The sequence below is a fragment of the Nostoc sp. genome, assembly GCF_036917155.1.
Taxonomy (GTDB): domain Bacteria; phylum Cyanobacteriota; class Cyanobacteriia; order Cyanobacteriales; family Nostocaceae; genus Nostoc.
Map to the genome: position 1 here is coordinate 1 of NZ_JBALDZ010000008.1, position 19,943 is coordinate 19,943.

The 19,943-nt window shown below is 42.2% G+C and carries 17 protein-coding genes and 2 pseudogenes; 9 read left to right on the forward strand and 10 right to left on the reverse strand.

The window, feature by feature from the left end; translation table 11 throughout:
* Positions 1 to 84 precede the first annotated feature (84 nt).
* Positions 85 to 357: pseudogene (locus V7K67_RS00980) on the reverse strand (Uma2 family endonuclease); the annotation flags it as partial.
* Between the two features lie 151 nt (positions 358 to 508).
* On the opposite strand from V7K67_RS00980, the pseudogene V7K67_RS00985 reads away from it, so the two are divergent.
* Positions 509 to 857, forward strand: a pseudogene (locus tag V7K67_RS00985) (RNA-guided endonuclease InsQ/TnpB family protein); the annotation flags it as partial.
* 45 nt (positions 858 to 902) lie between these two features.
* Here V7K67_RS00985 and radA read toward each other — a convergent pair.
* Entirely contained in the window at positions 903 to 2,429 is a 1,527-nt protein-coding gene (radA, locus tag V7K67_RS00990; RefSeq protein WP_334731853.1) for a DNA repair protein RadA, read from the reverse strand.
* A 173-nt stretch (positions 2,430 to 2,602) separates the two neighbouring features.
* On the opposite strand from radA, the gene rpaB reads away from it, so the two are divergent.
* Positions 2,603 to 3,331, forward strand: a complete 729-nt coding sequence (gene rpaB / locus V7K67_RS00995) for a response regulator transcription factor RpaB (protein ID WP_012412029.1) — start codon at positions 2,603 to 2,605, stop codon at positions 3,329 to 3,331.
* 83 nt (positions 3,332 to 3,414) lie between these two features.
* Complete coding sequence (locus V7K67_RS01000) at positions 3,415 to 4,047, forward strand: cofactor assembly of complex C subunit B (protein WP_335164863.1); 633 nt, start codon at positions 3,415 to 3,417, stop codon at positions 4,045 to 4,047.
* An 88-nt stretch (positions 4,048 to 4,135) separates the two neighbouring features.
* On the opposite strand, the gene V7K67_RS01005 is transcribed toward V7K67_RS01000, so the two are convergent.
* On the reverse strand, positions 4,136 to 5,050 hold the full coding sequence (locus tag V7K67_RS01005) for a M48 family metallopeptidase (protein ID WP_334731855.1): 915 nt from the start codon (positions 5,048 to 5,050) through the stop codon (positions 4,136 to 4,138).
* Positions 5,051 to 5,205: 155 nt separating this feature from the next.
* Here V7K67_RS01005 and V7K67_RS01010 point away from each other — a divergent pair, with 155 nt between their 5' ends.
* Both V7K67_RS01010 and V7K67_RS01015 read left to right on the forward strand, forming a co-directional pair.
* A complete protein-coding gene (locus V7K67_RS01010; protein WP_334706775.1) occupies positions 5,206 to 5,724 on the forward strand; it encodes a DUF456 domain-containing protein in 519 nt (172 codons plus the stop codon).
* Between the two features lie 779 nt (positions 5,725 to 6,503).
* Positions 6,504 to 7,211, forward strand: coding sequence for a PEP-CTERM sorting domain-containing protein (locus tag V7K67_RS01015; protein WP_334731857.1), 708 nt, complete (start codon positions 6,504 to 6,506; stop codon positions 7,209 to 7,211).
* A gap of 228 nt (positions 7,212 to 7,439) precedes the next feature.
* On the opposite strand, the gene nblB is transcribed toward V7K67_RS01015, so the two are convergent.
* From nblB to V7K67_RS01050, 7 genes are all read right to left on the reverse strand, one after another.
* Entirely contained in the window at positions 7,440 to 8,105 is a 666-nt protein-coding gene (gene nblB / locus V7K67_RS01020; protein WP_334706777.1) for a phycobilisome degradation protein NblB, read from the reverse strand.
* A gap of 85 nt (positions 8,106 to 8,190) precedes the next feature.
* Complete coding sequence (locus V7K67_RS01025) at positions 8,191 to 8,655, reverse strand: CBS domain-containing protein (protein WP_334706778.1); 465 nt, start codon at positions 8,653 to 8,655, stop codon at positions 8,191 to 8,193.
* 340 nt (positions 8,656 to 8,995) lie between these two features.
* The gene (gene mutT, locus V7K67_RS01030) at positions 8,996 to 9,463 is read right to left on the reverse strand and encodes an 8-oxo-dGTP diphosphatase MutT (protein WP_335164866.1); all 468 of its coding nucleotides are present in this window, start codon (positions 9,461 to 9,463) and stop codon (positions 8,996 to 8,998) included.
* Positions 9,464 to 9,825: 362 nt separating this feature from the next.
* Positions 9,826 to 10,170, reverse strand: coding sequence for a DUF760 domain-containing protein (locus V7K67_RS01035; RefSeq protein ID WP_334699737.1), 345 nt, complete (start codon positions 10,168 to 10,170; stop codon positions 9,826 to 9,828).
* A 241-nt stretch (positions 10,171 to 10,411) separates the two neighbouring features.
* Entirely contained in the window at positions 10,412 to 11,368 is a 957-nt protein-coding gene (locus tag V7K67_RS01040) for an RNA polymerase sigma factor, RpoD/SigA family (protein ID WP_179068353.1), read from the reverse strand.
* Between the two features lie 568 nt (positions 11,369 to 11,936).
* Positions 11,937 to 15,215, reverse strand: a complete 3,279-nt coding sequence (gene carB / locus V7K67_RS01045) for a carbamoyl-phosphate synthase large subunit (protein ID WP_335164868.1) — start codon at positions 15,213 to 15,215, stop codon at positions 11,937 to 11,939.
* A gap of 613 nt (positions 15,216 to 15,828) precedes the next feature.
* Positions 15,829 to 16,383, reverse strand: a complete 555-nt coding sequence (locus V7K67_RS01050; RefSeq protein ID WP_334706782.1) for a Dps family protein — start codon at positions 16,381 to 16,383, stop codon at positions 15,829 to 15,831.
* A gap of 532 nt (positions 16,384 to 16,915) precedes the next feature.
* Between V7K67_RS01050 and V7K67_RS01055 the strand changes: the two genes are divergently transcribed.
* The 4 genes from V7K67_RS01055 to V7K67_RS01070 all read left to right on the forward strand — a co-directional run bounded on the left by V7K67_RS01055 (position 16,916) and on the right by V7K67_RS01070 (position 19,354).
* Positions 16,916 to 17,173 (forward strand): Asr1405/Asl0597 family protein, encoded by a 258-nt coding sequence (locus V7K67_RS01055; RefSeq protein ID WP_334706783.1) that lies wholly within the window; start codon positions 16,916 to 16,918, stop codon positions 17,171 to 17,173.
* A 64-nt stretch (positions 17,174 to 17,237) separates the two neighbouring features.
* Entirely contained in the window at positions 17,238 to 17,885 is a 648-nt protein-coding gene (locus tag V7K67_RS01060) for a (2Fe-2S) ferredoxin domain-containing protein (RefSeq protein WP_334731861.1), read from the forward strand.
* A 254-nt stretch (positions 17,886 to 18,139) separates the two neighbouring features.
* Positions 18,140 to 18,580 carry a putative toxin-antitoxin system toxin component, PIN family gene (locus V7K67_RS01065; protein WP_335164871.1) on the forward strand — a complete coding sequence of 147 codons (441 nt, stop codon included), beginning with the start codon at positions 18,140 to 18,142 and terminating at the stop codon, positions 18,578 to 18,580.
* A gap of 528 nt (positions 18,581 to 19,108) precedes the next feature.
* Positions 19,109 to 19,354, forward strand: coding sequence for a toxin-antitoxin system HicB family antitoxin (locus tag V7K67_RS01070; protein ID WP_334706786.1), 246 nt, complete (start codon positions 19,109 to 19,111; stop codon positions 19,352 to 19,354).
* The last annotated feature ends 589 nt before the right edge of the window (positions 19,355 to 19,943 follow it).

Genomic DNA, 19,943 nt, shown 5'->3' on the forward strand with positions numbered 1-19,943 from the left:
ACGCCCAGACGTTCATATGTGTTTGGTTTGATTTCAATTACCGCATGGTGGAGCGAAGCTCCGCCCATATTTTGTGCCAGTTGCGTAAGTCCTGACTTCTTCTCTACTAACATTAATTTTGGCAATGAAAGCCCAATCAGGGGCTTTAATGACCATTTTGTTGTTTAGAGTGGCACAAATGCCGTAATTAGTTGTTGTTAGGGCGTTAGCTGAAATTTTTCCGGCTAATTGTAGGCTTTCTGTGAGTGCAGCAGCTAAGGCTGGTTGGTTGATGTTGTCCACTGGATCATCTGGGAGTTTGTAATCATCGGGTAGTTTTTCCCAAGTGATTTGGTAGTCTTGGGTGAGGGTTGTCATGGTGGGTTTTCCTTTGGTGTGTAAAAGGGACTGGGGATTGGGGACTGGGGATTAGGGACTTGGTTTTCACTCGTAAAAATTATGAAATTTGCTTTAACCCTTCCCAAATTTTGGAACAATTTCCCAGTACCCAGTACCCAGTCCCCAATTGTTTGATGTCGTGTGTTTTGAGACGCTAAACCTCAAAGGCATGAAGCGTTTATGGGGAAGGAAGATTAGTGATTTAGCACTCCGGGACTTCTTGGATATCTTAGAATGGGTAGCGCATAAAAAAGCTAAGCAGGTGGTCTATATTGACCAGTGGTATCCTTCTAGCAAAACTTGTTCTAACTGTGGGCACGTTTTAGAAAGTTTGGATTTGTCGCTCAGAGAGTGGCGCTGTCCATTATGTCAGTCAGTAAATGGACGTGATGAAAACGCCGCTAAAAACATTCAAAGTCGGGGCATCGACTGTTAGGTTAGGTGATGTAAGTCGGGCTACGTCTGCAATCGCTGTTTGAGCCTAGAATCCCCCGAATTTAGCAAAGCGCATTCGGGGGAGTATGTCAATCATCTTCATCGGGTTCTAAGTCATCGGCTGTCAATTCCTGATGGGGGATGGCGGCGATAATCGCATCTATGACTTTGGATACTGGCAATATCTCAATATTCAAGTCGGGAAATTTTGTCCCTTTTGGGACGATCGCTCTTTTAAATCCCAACTTAGCTGCTTCTTTTAACCGCAGTTCCATTTGAGAAACCGATCGCACTTGTCCACCTAAGCCAACTTCGCCGATTAATACTGTACCGGGATCGACTATGCGATCGCGGAAACTAGCTACAATTGCGATCGCTATTCCCAAATCTACTGCTGGTTCTTCCACATTCAACCCACCCGCAGAAGCAACGTAAGAATCCAATTTCGACATCGGAATTCCCACCCGTTTTTCTAAGACGGCGAGAATTTGCACTAGGCGGTTGTAGTCTACGCCAGTTCCAGCCCGCCGAGGGGAAGGGTAGCTGGTAGGACTCACTAAAGCTTGCAATTCCACAACAATCGGGCGAGTACCTTCGCAAGCAACCACAATGGCCGTACCTGGTGCGGGATCGTCACGGTTGCCTAAAAATAGCTCTGAGGGGTTGGAGACTTCTCGCAGTCCCTCCGCTACCATTTCAAAGATGCCGATTTCGTGAGTTGCGCCGAAGCGGTTTTTAACTGTGCGTAATAAACGATGGGAGGCAAAACGATCGCCTTCAAAATACAACACTGTATCGACTAAATGTTCTAAAACTTTTGGTCCGGCGATCGCTCCTTCTTTGGTAACGTGTCCGACAATCAGCATGGTGACATCTTCGTGCTTCGCCACCTTCATCAATGCTGCTGTACATTCCCGTACCTGAGCTACCGAACCTGGTGCAGAAGTCAGCGCCGGAAAAAACACCGTTTGGATACTATCAATCACCGCCACGTTTGGCTTGAGAGAGTCTATTTCCCGTAAAATTTCTTCTAAATCTGTTTCTGGCAGTACATATAAATCTGCACCGATACTATCAGGGTCTATAGGAAGTGTAGGATCTACTACTACCTTAACATTCTCTTCATTAACCAAACTTAGGGGTTTTGATACTCCCAAACGGGAGGCTCGTAATTTGACCTGCTGTCCCGATTCTTCACCGGTTACGTAAAGGATGCGATATTTCTGTGCTAATTGATTTGATACTTGCAGTAATAAAGTTGATTTACCAATACCTGGATCGCCACCAATCAGCACCATAGAGCCAGGGACAACCCCACCTCCAAGCACCCGATCTAATTCTCCATAACCAGATTCCCAGCGGGCAATTTGGCGATCGGTAATTTGATCAAATGTTAAAGAGGCTCGTGCTTTAGCTGGTTTAGCATGAGATTTGCCATTACCTTGAGTTGATTGCCAGCTACTCACTCCCCCCCGACTGGGTACATCTACTGAGGATTGAATAGAAATTTGTTCTTCTAGAGAGTTGTAAGTGCCGCAAGCTGGACATTTACCAAACCACTGGGGCGATTCTGCTCCACATTCGTTACAAGTGAAAAAGGTTTTTGGCTTTGCCATTCTTAAATCTTATTAAATAATCTTAATATTTACTTAATTCTTGAAAAAAACTAAAAACTAATAATAATAGTAGTATTTAGAGCTTTTTCCAAATCAATTCATGGAATGATATCTTAATATTATGGTATTAAAAATTAATCATGTAAATTTTTAGTTAAGGAGCCTAGAGAAACTTGGAAAGCCATAAAGAAAAAATCTTGGTGGTAGACGACGAAGCCAGCATTCGCCGGATTTTGGAAACGCGCCTTTCCATGATTGGCTACGATGTAGTGACGGCTGGCGACGGCGAAGAAGCTTTAGAAACTTTTCGCAAAACTGAGCCTGACCTGGTAGTTTTAGATGTAATGATGCCAAAGCTAGACGGCTATGGTGTATGTCAAGAATTACGAAAAGAATCAGATGTCCCCATTATTATGCTAACAGCCTTGGGTGATGTCGCCGATCGCATCACCGGGTTAGAATTGGGTGCTGATGACTATGTAGTTAAACCATTTTCCCCCAAGGAGCTAGAAGCCCGGATTCGCTCGGTGCTGCGGCGGGTAGATAAAAACGGTGCTTCTGGCATTCCCAGTTCTGGGGTAATCCATGTCGCTAATATTAAAATCGATACGAATAAGCGACAAGTCTACAAAGGCGATGAGCGTATTCGATTGACGGGTATGGAGTTCAGCTTGTTAGAGTTGTTAGTCAGTCGCTCTGGAGAAGCTTTTTCTCGTTCGGAAATTTTGCAGGAAGTATGGGGTTATACACCAGAACGTCATGTGGATACCCGCGTAGTAGATGTGCATATATCCCGTTTGCGGGCAAAATTAGAAGATGATCCTAGCAACCCAGAATTGATTCTCACCGCGCGGGGTACTGGTTATCTTTTCCAGCGGATTATTGAACCAGGGGAGGAGTGAGGAGATGAGGGAGTGGGGGCAGGAGGCAGGGAGAGATATTCCTAAGTTTTGACCCTTGACAAATGACAAATGACTAATGACAAATGACTAATGACAATCGAGTTTTGCGGCGTCTACCTATTGTCGTGGGTGGGCTAGGCGCTGTACTTTTATTGATTAACCGTTTATTAACACCGGAACTAACCCAGTCTCAATCGCGTGATGATGTGGTAGGCGTGATTCTGAGTGCGGTGTTAATTTTGACGGGTTTAATTTGGCAGCAAGTTCAACCGCGATCGCCTGATATTGTAGAACTAACTGGAGAAGAAGGTTTTGTACTCGCAGCAGATTTGCCCGAAGCCGTAAAAACAGAGCTAGCCTGGGCATCTCATTTATTGTTGACTAATACAGTAACGCGATCGCTTGTGGTTTTTTATCAAGGTAAAGTTTTGTTGCGTCGTGGCATTCTGGGTACAAAATCTGAGGTTGTACCAGGGGTAATCTTAAAACAAGTACTCGAAAAACAAAAACCGATTTATCTAGTTGCTCTCAAAATATATCCAGGTAGAGTTGAGTTTGATTATTTACCAGAGAATACTCAAGGTGTAATTTGTCAACCTATTGGTAATCAAGGTGCGTTAATTTTGGGAGCAAACGCTCCTCGCAGTTACACCAAACAAGATGAAAACTGGATTGCAGGAATTGCTGATAAATTAGCCGTTACTCTTAGTACTTAGGTTGTTCGATACTTTAAGAGTAGGCCAATTTTAGATTTTAGATTGATGCCAAGTTCGGGCAATCTAAAATCTAAAATCTAAAATTCCATCACCAAGAAGTCAAAAAATTCCACCCTTCTTTTTCCTCTGGTGTCTTTTCTTCTTTTGCTTCCGGTTCTTCTGGTGTCTTTAAATTTATCTGTTGAATTAAATTATCATATTCTCCTGAATCAACCCATTTCAATAACTCGCCCGCCCGCATAATTACCCAGGAAAGCTCTGATTCTGTATAGCTTAATATTTTTGTTATCTTATCCACACTATCTAAGTTATTAGATGCAAACTCACGGGCTTGGACGAGAAAATCTTCGATTACAGCAGTAGTCAAGTACTCATCCGGTAAACCGGCAAGTTTCATCAGTGTAGTAGTTGCTACGTCAATATCTTGACAAGCAAGCATTGCAGCCCGATCGGCAGTGAATCTAGCCATCATCCGCCAATTATACAAACCTAATTCCATACCACCAGCTACTAAGCCACCGACTCCCAGTGTGGTACTACTCAACAAATTTTTCAAAGTTGGCATAACAATTGCCATTTGGTGATAAATCATGTGCTGACTCTTAATGCGAGCGATTTCATGTCCGAAAACGTAAAGCAACTCATTTGCATCAAGCCACTCCATTGCATCTAAATTGATACCGACAAGGGGTTTTTCTACCCCAACAATATAGGTTTCAATGTGACCAGTGCCTCGAAACAGATACAATTCAGGAAGTGGAGCAACATCAAGAATTTGGCAAGTTTCCACAAATGCTTGATGTAATTCAGGAAAATTACGGGGCGAAATTCTGATTTCACTACCAAGGCTTTGCAATCTAAGTAAGCGATCGATACCGTATTCGTTAACTTTTTTGAGTAGTAAAGAGACACCGGGCATCTTCTGCAAAGAAGCCAAGGCTTTGCGATCAAAAGGGTGTTCGTAAGCTTCAGAACTTAGTCCAGTTAATATTTTTCTCGTCATAGGTTTTGAGCTTTTAAATAGCAGTTTAGAAGTATTAGGCAAACTTCCACCACAGTGTAGTAGGCATTTGTCGTTATCTTACCCAGATAGAATATACAGTAGGGGCGCATATCTGTGTGCCTCTATGAGGAAATTTGGAAATTTACAATTGATCTATGCAAATTATTTATTGGCTATTAATTGCCGTAATGCTTGTGGGTATTATCGGTGCAGTAGTTCCTGCCATTCCCGGTAGCAGCTTAATTTTAATTGCAATTATTGTCTGGGGAATCGTTACTAGTTCCTTTGCAGCTATCAAAATTCCCTTAATTGTCACAATTATAGTTTTACTGCTCAGTGTTGGAGTAGATTTTTTAGCTAGCTATGTCGGAGCAAAACAAGCCGGAGCTAGCAAGTGGGGGCAAATTGGCGCAATTGTCGGCTTAGTGGTGGGATTTTTGGGACTATTGCCAACGTTACCTTTTGGGGGGCCACTGTTAGGAATTTTACTAGGGCCACTTTTAGGAGCAATTATTGGTGAGTATCTTTACCGACGTGAATTCGGGTTGGCAGTTAAAGCAGGTATCGGAATTATAGTCGGATCTTTGGTTGGAAATTTGATTCAAGGGTTGTTAGCGATCGCAGCCGTTGTAGTTTTCGTTGTAACAACTTGGCCACAGGTATTTGCCTCTTAGCATTTGAAAGCTTTGACATATTTCAGAAGAGTGCTAATAGCCAGCAGTTAGCCACCTGTCGCAAAGACTCAATTTGATCGCAAAGACTATCCATATTACAATACGGTTCAGTTAAGGGCTACTGGCAAAAATTTTGGGTTTTCGAGACGCGATAAATCGCCGTCTCTACAAGTGTTTTGGTCTTATCTGAACTGTATTGATCCATATTAAACAAATATAGTGCAATACGGTTCAGTTAAGCATTTCTGTCTTCTCTTTGTGTCCTTTGCGGTTCGTTAAAAAAATTGACTTTGGCAAAGAGTTTTAGCCTTAACTGAACTGTATTGAAATATAGTGGTTCCTTTCATTTACTCTATGAGAGGAACCGTTTCACTAAAGATTATTAACTCAAGAGAGAATAGATACACTGCATACTCTATTTATCTAAAAAATGGTTGAGCAATGTTGCGTATCAATAAATACATTTGTATTTATCTTACGTGAACTAACTTTCTCCAAATCAGAGCCATTGCCAACAGTTGAAAGCTTTTTAAATGAAAGGTATACAAAGTGCAGATATATGACAAATTAAGACTTCATGAAGGACAGTAATCTGTTAAAGATGTAGTGAAGACCACTCAGTAATTCTTGCAGGCTCTAAGTCTATGTGATTTCATGGAGATAAGAAATACATCACGCAAGTTTCGCTTTCACTGACAGTATTTTCTATGAATTACTGAAATTATAAGTAAAGCAATTGCTCTGATTTTAAGATTATTACTAGGAGCCTCATATCAACAATGATTGGTTTTAAATCTAAATTACTCAATGCAACTTTAGCATTTACTGCTGCCATCCCCTTAGCTACTGCTGGAATGTTTACCTCTGCTGGATCTGCACAAGCTGCTGCACTTAATGGTGAGATTCAGTTTAACGGTGGCTTTACTGCTGGTCCCGGTAGTAGCCAAATCACATTTTCTCAAGATGCCCTAACTTTTACTCCTCAGCCAATCACTCCAATTGCAATTGGTTCTACAACAGGAAACTTTTCAGCGTTTAATTCAGGCAACATAGGTAACATCATCTCATTTTCATCAAAAGTTGCAGATAATCCATTTATTGACTTTGGCTCTCTTACTTATCCCGGTTTCATTTTACCTGGAACAGATACTAGCTCTATAACAGATGGATTGAATACTTTTACTTTGACATCTTCTAGCTACAAGCTAAATCAAGATGGTCTTAACGTTGGTATAGGTGTTGCACTTTTTGGATATTTTACCAGTGCAACTGGAGAAATATCTAATGGAGGAGGAAACTTAACTTTCCAAGTCAACAATGCGAGTGTTGCTGGTGTCAATTCAATTCTTTCTAGTGGTGGTTCAATTAGTAATTTAACCTTTTCTGGTGGTACATTCGCCACTGTTCCCGAACCAACGACTCTACTAGGCTTAGGAATAGTTGGTGTAGGAATGGTTATGTCTCGTCGCCGTAAAACTGTAGCTTAGTCAACCTTTTTTATATAAAGAATTGACGTTGAAGAACTGGAGATAATATTATTTCTGTTCAAAGAACCGTGATTTCAGTCGTAATAAAGCAATCCCAACAACCTTGCGATTGAATAGTTTTACTGGACATCATAATAACTCAATTGTGTCTTCAACCTGTCTGGAATGTAAACTTTTTCCAGGCAGGTTGAATTTTGTTTTTAATTCATTATTTGTCACACAACAGATTTAGGCTGACTGCAAAGATTGTTTCGCTTCATTGGCGATCGCATCTACTTCATCATTAGCCAGAGTTTCTAAGATAGATTTGGCTTCTGCATTACCCAAACGAGTCAAGGCTTGTACAAGTCTGTAACGAATTTGCCAATCTGGATTGGTAGCATAGGGAGCCAGTAGGGGAACTGCTTGTACATCTCCCAAGTCACCCAAAGAACTAATCGCAGCAGTTTGGACTAATTCGTTTTCTGATGCGAGTGCCTCTTTGAGTAGTTCAAAGGCTCGTGGATCGCCTAACTCACCTAATGTCGCAATAATACTGAATTGTATTAGCCATTCACCGGTTGTATGATAAAGCTGCTGCAAATCTTCAAAAGCTTCGCGTAACTTCAGAGCGCCCAAACAGTCTGCTGCTGCTGCTTGTACATCTACTTCGGAGTCATGAAGCAAGCGATCGCGCAAAATATCTAAGGATAGCTGTAAATCTTGGGTTCCGAGTGTATCCATTTGACTCACCGCTGAGTAACGGACACGGGAATTGCGATCGCCAATAGCGCTTTGAATTAATTCAAAGCCAATGGCCGGTTCCAGTTGACGGATTTGATTTACTGCACGTAAGCGATCGCCTAAATCCTCAGAACTGAGCAATTGCCTAACAGACTCCGGAGTAATACTCATTTAGTTATCCTTGATTTTCAAAGCTGTAAAAAACAGTCAAAAGTCAACAGTTAAGTATTAAAAACTAATGACTAATGACCAATGACTAATCTTGACTAGCAGCCATTGCCCGAATAATATCACCACGAGTGAGGATACCAATTACTTGACCCATGCTGTCAAGTACTGGCAAGCGGTGAACGCTGCGATCGTGCATGATTGTAGCTGCTTCTTTTAAAGTTTTATCAGGGGAAATAGCGATCGGGTTTTTACTCATTACCTCCCCAACGGTTTGTCCTAGAGCCTTGTGCAAATCACGTTCATAAGTAGCAGGATTTTTTAAATAGATAACACTATCAAGAAACATAATGTACGCAGGTGGAGTAACACCAGTTTCCTGCCACATCAAATCGGTTTCTGAGATAATGCCCACCAATTTACCGAGATCATCCACAACAGGTAGTCCGCTGATGTGGCGTTCTGCGAGAATTTGGATAGCTTCCTTCAGTGGAGTTTCCTCCCGGACAACAATAGGATCGCGGCTCATCACATCGGTAACGGTTTTAGGCATTTATATTGCTGACACCTTAAATCAAAGTCCCTGGGCCTATTGTAGAAAATTGCCGGGACTCAACCTGATGCAATTAATAGATTGTTACGGGATTAGTCATTAGTCATTATTAAAAGGGAACAGGGAACGGGCAACAGGGAACAGGGAAATCCCCATAATTAAAATTAGGGGATTTGTACAAGGACGTATTTTTTCTTGCGCTACGCGTCCCCTTAAAAAATGTTTTTATTTCTTTCATAAATAAATTTAGGGGCTTGTACCCTAAATCTTCGGGGCTAATTCTTGCACTGTTCCCTGTTCCCTCTTCCCTGTTCCCGCCCCGAAGGGGCTTGGTCATTAGTCATTGATTATTTTTTTGTTCCCCCAGTCCCCAGTCCCCAGTCCCCAGTCCCCACTCCCCGCTCCCTTTTAATGCAGCAATAATTTGAGTATTTGCTTTCGGAAAATTAAACTGCTCAAGTTCTGCCAAAGTTACCCAGCGAATTTCATCGGATTCCAAAGGTTGGGGGATGCCTGTAAGATGGCGGCAGTGATGTACTGTGAGGGTAACGCGCAAGTTTGTATAGCTGTGGTCAATAGTAATCAGATGCTCTCCCACTTCAATTACTATTCCCAGTTCTTCGGAAATTTCCCGTTGAATACACTCTTCGATAGTTTCACCAGGCTCAATTTTACCACCAGGAAATTCCCATAAACCACCCATAGCTCCTTCTGGACGACGGCGATCGATTAAAATTTGCTTTTGGTCATTCCAAATTACTGCAACACCAATGATTTTATGGGGTGGGAAAGAACTGGTTTCACTCATAGTTGATTGGAGAAATGAGGAGTAGGGAATAGGGGAAGAATTCTTGACTTTTTACTCTTAACTAATAACAAAACTCGGCAGAGTTAAAACTACTCTGCCGAGTTTATATTTATTGCGAAAGCCGTCTAACGCTGTCAGTTTATCCACAAATGTGTATTAATCATTTAGCAATACGCCTCTAGTTAAACTAATTACCAAATTATAGGAGTTCACAGACAACCAAATCTAAAAACTTTGCGTTACTCTGCGCCAACCTCCGCGTTACTCTGCGTTTAAATTTCAACCCTAATTAACTCATCGCCGTAACTGTAACTCGCTACCAGCCCAAGAATATTTAATTTCCCAAATCAAATTTTATATTTCTACTCAACTTCGCTGTTATTCGTTTCAGATCCTTGTAGGGCAATTTCAAAATTCATTCTTTGTTCAGCGTTACGCAAGAAATAACCACTAATCATCGCAGAAGCCAGAAGCCGACCCAGGTTTTCCCGATTTGTAGTTACAGTAACACCAAAGTGTTCTGAAGGCAGATTACCCAATAGTCCTGTAATATTCCGTTCCATCACCTGAAACACCTCAGCAGACGTGGGTTTAGATAGCTGTGTAACTGTCTCTGGACTCAAGGATTTAACGTACTGCCATAGTAAATCATTAGTTTCTGATTCGCTATTAAAAAACTCTGAGACACGATTGGATGGGTTACTCATTTTTTAGCTCCTTAACTACCACTATTGGCTGCGGTGCTTGTGATTTAAATATTAAATGCCTGTTTTGGATTTGACTTAGTTATTTTCTCTTCCTGTCAACTAATGTAACAGCCTAGCGTAAGAGTGGAAGTAGGTGTAACCGTACAAAAGCCAGCGTATTTTCTCACCCCAATAAATAAAGTGAGGAGTGAAGAGCTAATTAAAAACTCATCACTCCTAAATCTTAACTCCTAACTTTCCCCTAACTTGCCAAATATTCATCCATATTGGCTTTAGATTTACGAAGTTTAGTTAAAGCTTCCCGCTCAATTTGCCGCACTCGTTCTCGACTGATGTTTAGGATTTCACCAATTCTCGCCAGAGTCAGCGCTTGCCCATCAGTTAACCCAAAGCGCAGTGTAATTACTTCCCTCTGTTGTGGCGTGAGATCGCCCATTAGGCGATCTAAGTCATAAGATAAGGAAGATTGCATGACGAACTCTTCGGGAGATGCGCCTGGATCTTCCAGCATTTCTCCAAGTTCAGTGTCGTAATTATCACCCAACCGTAAATCTAAAGAAAGGGGCAAACGCGCCTTTTCTAAATACTCTCGTACTTGTTTGGGAGTCAATTCTAATTCTTCGGCTAGCTCTCCAGCTGTGGGAGCGCGCCCCAATTTTTGAGACAATTGGCGCTGTGCCTTTTTAATCTTATTTAATTTTTCGGTGATATGGATCGGCAGCCGAATGGTGCGGGCTTTTTCGGCAATAGCACGAGTAATCGCTTGCCGAATCCACCAATAGGCATAAGTAGAAAATCTGTACCCTTTGGTGGGGTCAAACTTTTCTACACCCCGCTGCATACCAATACTACCTTCTTGGATCAAGTCCAGTAAATCAACGTTGCGCTTGATGTACTTTTTAGCAACGGAGACTACCAGCCGCAAATTGGCTTCTACCATCTTACGCTTGGCAATTTCACCATCTGCGATCGCTTCGTTCAACTCTGCTGGTTCTAGGTTTGTCGCTTTGGCCCACTCTTCTAGAGTCGGTTGACGATCTAGCTGGGTGGCAAGATTTTCCCTTGATTCGTGCAAAGCGCAGGAACGTTGCACCTGTTTACCATAGAAAATCTCTTCCTCGTGTGTTAAGAGTGGCACACGGCCAATCTCACGCAGGTAAGTCCGCACGAGGTCTGTGGCTGTCTGAGCGGTCTTCATGGCGCTACTCTTTGGTAATGATGGGTTTGGCGGTAGGGTCATTAAGGGATAGATGCTTTATTAGGGTGTTACCCAGTTAGACTGGGAACCTATACTATGGTTTGCAACTTACGCGCCCGATAAACTCGGCTGCTCATAATAATCAAATTTAGGCTTCTTAACTGCTAAAACTACAGTTATTTCCTACTTTTCACAAGTATCTACAGTTAGATAAAAGGTTGCTTGTTAAACATTTTTTATGGGATTGTTATTAACAATTGTAACATTTATGAGAATGTTTTGGCTAGATGGCAACATTAAATTTCCTGGTTGTTCCAGTTCATGCAACGTCGCCCCTTATCTTAAGGATGACTATAAGTCAATTTAAGAAATTATCTGGTTAACATAAGCTTCCTCATATTTGTTAAAGTATCTCAATGAGAACTATAGTCATTCTCTTATAACAATGACTTAATTTTCTTGAGAATGGGGGATTGGGGACTGGGGACTGGGGATTGGGCGTGGGGCATTGGTTATTCTTCCTTGCTCCCTGCTCCCCTGCTCCCCTGCTCCCCTGCTCCCCTGCTCCCTACTCCCTCACACAGTAATCTTGAATGGTTTTTACGTCCAAAGTCGTATTTTGTAAGGAACGGATGGCGGCGACAGTAGCTTTTGCGCCCGCAATGGTAGTAATGATGGGAATTTTGTAAGCTAAGGCTGTGCGGCGGATTAACCTAGCATCAGTCTGGGCTTCTTCCCCGGATGGTGTGTTGATAATAAGTTGGATTTTTTGGTTTTTGATTGCATCTAGAACGTGGGGACGACCTTCATGAAGTTTCAACACCAATTCAATATTTAACCCCTGTTCCAGAAGAACTCGGCGTGTACCAAGGGTAGCCATCACTGTAAAGCCCAAATCGATAAATTCCTTCACCACACCACTTGCAGCAGCTTTATCGCGATCGCTCATTGATACAAATACAGTTCCCGTTAGCGGTAAACGCTCCCCAGCACCTAATTCTGCTTTGGCAAAGGCACGGCCAAAGTCACTGTCAATCCCCATCACCTCACCAGTGGATCTCATTTCTGGGCCCAATATTGTATCAGTTCCTGGGAATTTATTAAAGGGTAATACTGCTTCTTTTACAGCAATGTGGGTTGGTATGACTTCCTCGGTGAAGTGTAGCTCCTCTAAGGTTTTGCCTGACATAATTAAGGATGCTAGTTTCGCTAACTGTATGCCCGTTGCTTTAGATACAAAGGGGACTGTGCGGGAAGCACGGGGATTAGCTTCTAAAATGTAAACTTGGGGAGAATAGCTGCTTGCACCCACAACAGCAAACTGAATATTCATCAACCCGACGACTGACAGCGCTTGTGCTAGCTGCACCGTCCAAGTGCGAATTTGATTGAGAACTGCTGGTGATAGGGAAATGGAAGGTAAGGAACAAGCGGAATCTCCTGAGTGAATCCCTGCTTGCTCGATGTGTTCCATGATGCCACCAATCACTACCCGTCCGGTATGATCGGCGATCGCATCGACATCGACTTCAATTGCGTTTTCCAAAAACTTATCAATCAAAATCGGATGTTCTGGTTCTACTAGTACTGCAAAGGTCATGTAGCGTTCCAACTCAGCATCGGAATACACGATTTCCATTGCCCGTCCCCCCAACACATAGCTGGGACGCACCACCACCGGATAGCCAATACGTTTGGCGACAATCAGCGCGTCTTCGTAACTCCGAGCGATACCATTGGGCGGTTGGGAAATATTCAACTCTTGGAGAATCTTTTCAAACCGCTCCCGGTTTTCTGCCATGTCGATGGAATCTGGTGATGTACCCCAAATTTGAGTGCTGAGTGCTGTTAGCGGGGCGTTTAGCCCGTGCTGAGTGCTGAGAAATTGCTGGAGTGGGATAGCCAACTTTAGCGGAGTTTGTCCGCCAAACTGGATTATTACCCCCACTGGATTTTCAGTTTCGATGATGTTAAGGACATCTTCTTTTGTTAAAGGCTCAAAGTAAAGGCGATCGCTAGTATCGTAATCTGTCGAAACTGTCTCTGGGTTAGAGTTGACCATAATCGTCTCATACCCGGCATCCTTCAAGGCATAAGCGGCGTGACAACAACAATAGTCAAACTCAATTCCCTGCCCAATGCGGTTGGGGCCACCACCCAAAATCAACACTTTTGGCTTGGTTGCGGGCATTACCTCTGTTTCTTCTTCGTAGGTAGAATAGTAATAGGGAGTAAACGCTTCAAACTCAGCAGCGCAGGTATCTACGGTTTTGTAAACTGGGATAATTCCTAGTGACTTGCGGTAGGCGCGAACTTCATCTTCGGTAGTTTTGGTGGCATAAGCAATCTGGCGATCGCTATATCCGTCCCGCTTCACTTCATAAAGTTGCTCTTTTGTCAATTGCTGTAAGGGTGTCCGCTTCAGAAATTTCTCGACATCTAACAATTGCTGCAATTTATCTAAGAACCATCGATCAATACCAGTGAGTTCGTAGATTTCTTCAATGGTCATCCCTTGCTGCAAAGCATGACGCACAGCGAAAATGCGATCGGGGTTAGGTGTCCGCAGTTGGGCGCGGATTTGTTCACCACTGGGTAATTTCTCGGCTTTATCGCAACCCCAACCAGCCCGTCCAGTTTCGAGCGATCGCAGCGCCTTTTGAAAGGATTCGTTAAACGTCCGCCCAATTGCCATTGCTTCCCCGACTGACTTCATTTGAGTTGTCAGCACTGGGTCAGAACCGGGGAACTTTTCAAAGGCAAAGCGGGGGATTTTTGTCACCACATAGTCAATTGTCGGCTCAAAAGATGCCGGAGTTTTTTTGGTGATGTCATTTTGAATTTCATCCAAAGTGTATCCCACAGCTAGCTTTGCAGCAATTTTAGCGATGGGAAAACCTGTAGCTTTGGAAGATAAAGCCGAACTGCGGGATACGCGGGGGTTCATCTCAATTACAACTACATCCCCATTAACCGGATTGACGGCAAATTGAATATTAGAACCGCCAGTTTCCACACCTATCTCGCGGATGATTTTAATTGCCATATCCCGCAGCCTTTGATATTCTTTATCAGTGAGGGTTTGCGCGGGAGCGACGGTAATAGAGTCCCCAGTGTGAATGCCCATAGGGTCAAGGTTTTCGATGGAGCAGATAATCACCACGTTATCTGCCAAATCACGCATAACTTCAAGTTCATATTCTTTCCAGCCTAGTAAAGACTGGTCAATGAGAATTTGCGAAACGGGACTGGCATCTATACCTACCTGTGCCATTTCTTCAAATTCTTCTTGGTTGTAGGCAATACCGCCGCCACTTCCCCCCATTGTGAAAGCTGGGCGAATAATTAGGGGATAAGTGCCAATTTGGCGGGCAACAGCTTTGGCTTCTTCTAAAGATTCGGCTGTGTCACTGGGACACACAGCTACCCCAATCCTTGCCATTGCCTGACCAAACAGTTTTCGATCTTCGGCTTTTTCGATCGCTGGGAGTTTAGCGCCGATTAATTCAACACCGTACTTTTCCAACACGCCATTTTTGGCTAAAGCAACGGCGAGGTTAAGGGCAGTTTGTCCTCCCATCGTTGGTAGTAAAGCATCAGGGCGTTCTTTCTCGATGACTTTTTCGACCAATTCTGGAGTTAGCGGCTCAATGTAAGTGCGATCGGCCGTTTCCGGGTCGGTCATAATCGTTGCAGGATTGGAGTTGACCAAAACCACTTCATAGCCTTCTTCTCGGAGCGCTTTGCAGGCTTGAGTGCCAGAGTAGTCAAACTCACAGGCTTGTCCAATCACAATTGGGCCAGAGCCTAACAGTAGAATCTTCCGGAGGTCGTCACGGCGGGGCATAGTCGTTGCCTTGGAATACGAGAATACAAATCCTGATTATTTTAAGTGTCTTTACCCCCTATCGTGCTTTTTATTATTAAGTTTTCTAAGTTTGATGACAGAGAGGGAGGGGGGAGTGGGGGATAAGGGAGCAGGGGAGGCAGGGGAGGCAGGGGAGGCAGGGGAGGCAGGGGGAGAGAAACAAGTTAAAAGTTAAAAGAAATATTGAATTTATCTTTATTTTTACTTTTTACTTGGTTCTTTTTACTTGTATACCCAATCCCCAACGATTATTTTGTATTTCTAATTTTATTTAATTGTGATGCTTAAACTTTTAAAGATTTTGCAAATATTTATTATTTAACCGGATGATGGTTTTCAACGACTGGTGATTTATTGTGGCATATATCCATTTACTTATTTATGCACAGATAGATTACTTAGATAGGAATTTATTTTCACTAGCTAATTGCTAAATATTATCAACGTTAAATATTATGTAAATATGTTTAGTTAAATTAAAAATGGCAGAGATATAGGATACCATTCTCTGCCATTTTTTATAATATTTTAAGAGTTAGTGCTGCCAACTTTTTCTTTCAGTCTCGGTAGAGAAATCTAGATTATGAGAGTTTTAGCTTTGAGCAGCTTGGACAAATCCTAAGGTTAAGCTGTCTTTGGCGAGGAAGTGAGACAAATGATAAGCACGTTCCTCAGTTTTCAACAAAATCTTTTCGTACAGATAGCGTGTACCTCGATCGCCTAAGCTCTCTGCCTGAGCGGCTTGGCGGCGAATTACGCCAAGAATCGCTTGTTCGGCAGCTAAGTCATTTTCCACCATTTGGCGAGAGGAATATACACCTTCAGATTCTTGTTCAAAACAGGTTAACTCTGCCAGTTTGCTAAAGGTAGCTACTGGCACACCACCTAGTCCATCCAAGCGTTCTCCAATTTCATGGATATGGTCTTGTACTTGGTCGTAGCTTTCGTTGAAAAACTCGTGCAGAGAATAAAATTCTGAGCCTTCAACTACAAAATGATGCTTTTGGTACTGCAAGTACAGTGCTTGGAAACTAGCTAATACAACGTTGAATCCTTCTGTAACTGGAGCAGTGACGCTGTGATCCAGCAACACAGGATTGTCATATACATGACCAAAATTTCGTAACAAAGTTTGCGTTTCAGACATTGTTCTCCTCGCTTTTTAGCAGTTATAGATTTTAACTGCTTATTCTTTACATATTAACATTTTAATAATAAGAGCAAGCCAATCCGCCATCACAATATTTTGTATTTTTACCTACCAAAAATCTCCAGTTTATTGTTTGGTGGATGATGGTACTCTCATTAAATTACACAATATCTATCATTATAGGTATTGACTGATAAGCTTTAATACGAATAACTTTCAAGGGTAGAGACATGGGGAAGACAAGGTAAAATTTTCTCCTTCATCTCTCGCTCTGCGGGAAGTTAAACCTTGTATCCCCTAGCACTTCGATAAGTCTCAGCGGACACTGCGTGAACAATGTAAGAATTTTGACTTGATTTCTGCCTGATGCGATCGCTACAAAAATTTTATTTTTTTTCCAAAATTAATGAGAATTGTTTGCACTTAAGCTATGCTGGTTTTAAGAGGTTAGACTCCTGAGACTTTAAAATAGCTGGGAGTTAAATTGCGGTGGTTACTGCAAGTTTGTTGCACTTTGAGGGCAATTTTCTTGAAATCGTTTAGTTCAGAAATAGAAATAAGTCACCTTGTAGAGGTGAATTGGGCCGATCGCTGGCAAGTCTATCAACGCCTAAAGGAGTTAGATATTCCCTGTAGTTGTGCGGCTAACCAGCCATTGAAAGTTGAAATTGGCAATCCGACTGCGGCTGTTCAACTTTGGAGTGTGATACGGCGATTTACAGTCTCTCGTCAAGACCAGATTTGGACTCTTGAGTGCTGCTGGCAGAGTCGCTATCAACAGTTTTAATCTGTGGCTACTGCTGAGAATTTCTTGCTTGATAGCTTGTATTAGTTAAAAGGAGGTCAGAAAAATGGGTGTATCTCAAAGTTCAGAATTTTGCCTTGAAGGCAGGTTTATAAATTTTGTTATTAAAGATGGCTATAAGCTCAAAGGTTTACTGCTGAGTACTTATGAGGGTGAATGCTACGTTAAACTTGCTAAACATTTACGGGCTGCTTTTGATTTGCGGCTACCAGCAGGTACTTGGCTACAAGTTGTTGGTTATAAAGAATACGATATAAAAAAAGACAAAGTTACACTGAAAGCTGAACGTGTGATGGCGGCGAATTCTGAAATGGCGACAGTTCAAACGATCGCAGCACCACAAGAACCCCCATCTATTGATAATGTCAAGGTAAAACCAGTTAAGACTAAGGCCACGATTTTAGTGTGTCAAAAGTCTGATTGCATGAAACGCGGTGGTAACGGAGTTTGTCAGGCATTGGAGGCGGCTTTAAGCGATCGCGGTTTAGAAGACCAAGTTACAATCAAGGGCACTGGTTGTATGAAAAACTGTAAAGCTGGGCCAAACCTAGTTATGCCAGATAAAACTCGCCATAGCCGAATTCAAGCTTCACAAATCCCGGCGCTGATGAATCAGCATTTTGGTGACAAGAGTTTATCCGCAAAGCCTGAGAATGTAAGGGAAGTAGCGATATCTAACGGTAAGTTTTGCTGAAAAAAATAGTTAAATCTTGACATTTTAATGAGGAAGCTTAATAATATCTTCATTAAGTGTGTTCCAGTTCCATTAATACTCGGCTGTAAAATTTGCTAGAAGTTAGCAATAAAATCAAAAAACTGGCTTTAATTAAGGCCAGTTTTTTGAGTGGAAGGGTTTCTATTGAGCAATTTTTAACCGGAATTTTTAAATTGGTATTAGAACTGCAAAACAGCATTGGTTCGTAAGTAGAAAGCCAGTATCATGCTTCTATGACAGTTCCACAAGTTGTCCTTGATACAAATGTTATCGTTGCTGGTCTGCGTTCCAAACGAGGGAGTGCTTTTCGTTTGCTGACGCTTGTGGGTACAGGGGTTTTTGATATCCATCTTTCGGTTCCACTGGTTTTGGAGTATCGAGAAGTATTATCGCGGCAACTCCCAAATCTGTATCTCACTGCACTAGATGTTGAAGAATTTATCGAGTTTCATTGCTCGGTTGCAACGCGACACCAAATTTTCTTCCTCTGGCGACCTTACTTGCCCGATCCGAAAGACGATATAGTGCTGGAGCTAGCATTAAAAGGGAACAGGGAACGGGCAACAGGGAACAGGGAAATCCCCATAATTAAAATTAGGGGATTTGTACAAGGACGTATTTTTTCTTGCGCTACGCGTCCCCTTAAAAAATGTTTTTATTTCTTTCATAAATAAATTTAGGGGCTTGTACCCTAAATCTTCGGGGCTAATTCTTGCACTGTTCCCTGTTCCCTCTTCCCTGTTCCCGCCCCGAAGGGGCTTGGTCAAGGCGCAATGTGATAGCTTAAAAGGGAACAGGGAACGGGCAACAGGCAACAGGGAAATCCCCATAATTAAAATCAGGGGATTTGTACAAGGACAAATTGAAACATCGTGGCTGACGCCATCTCGTTTCAAATATTTTTATCTCTTTTCATAAATAAATTTAGGGGCTTTAAACCCTGTATTCGGGGCTAATTTTTTTTCTGTTCCCTGTTAAGAGTTCCCTGTTCCCGCCCCGAAGGGGCTTGGTAATAACATATAATAGACATCTGGTAAAAATGAATGTAGAGACGTAGCACTGCTACGTCATCTAAAAGGATTCTGGATAACGCATATTTAATCTCTGGAGATGTCTAATGCTCGTGACTTCAATGGCATTGAGCAATTTGGGATAAAAATATTGACACCTGCGGAGTTTTTGCAATCTATTGGAGCATTGTCATGAGCAACCTCAGCGTCCAGCTTCCTGACTCTTTGTACAAAAGTTTGCAGGAACTTGCCAAACAAGACGGCATTTCTATCGATCAATTTGTGGCGACAGCAGTTGCGGAAAAAATCGCTGCACTCACAACTGAAATTTATCTAGGTGAGCCAGCAAAGCGAGGCAGTCGAGAAAAATACGATGCAGTTTTAGCAAAAGTACCAGATATTGAACCGGAATCTTACGATCGCTTACCCACACCCTAACAACGTAGTGCAGGTTCTTCACTTTCAGGGGTAATTTTTGCCAAGCTTTTGCAAAAGTTGGGAATAAAGCGATCGCAATACACTCAGTCATGAGTTAGGTACAGTTGTAAAAGCGTAGGCGTAGCCCACCGCAGGCATCGCTTCATATTTCTATTGGAAATTCACAACCTACAGCAATTCTCATTTTGAAAAAAATAGAGTATTAACCCCGATTTTGAAATTCACAATATAGTACAAAGTAACTAGTTTTTCCGGCAGAGGCAATGGCTAAAAAAATATCTGGAACGAAAAATAAGTATAACTACTCAATAAAATAGAGAGATTACCTGACAATGAACGGAGGAAATCCAGTTCATCGTTCGGTTTTTAGAATAGGAAATTCAAGGGAAATAAAAATTTATAATCGAAATGGAACTACAACATATTTTCATGGTTGTGTGACACCTATTGTGGTTTCGCCCAATCAAAAATAATTAAAAGGGAACAGGGAACAGACAACAGGCAACAGGGAAATCCCCATAATTAAAATCAGGGGATTTGTACAAGGACACATTGAAACATCGTGGCTGACGCCATCTCGTTTCAAATA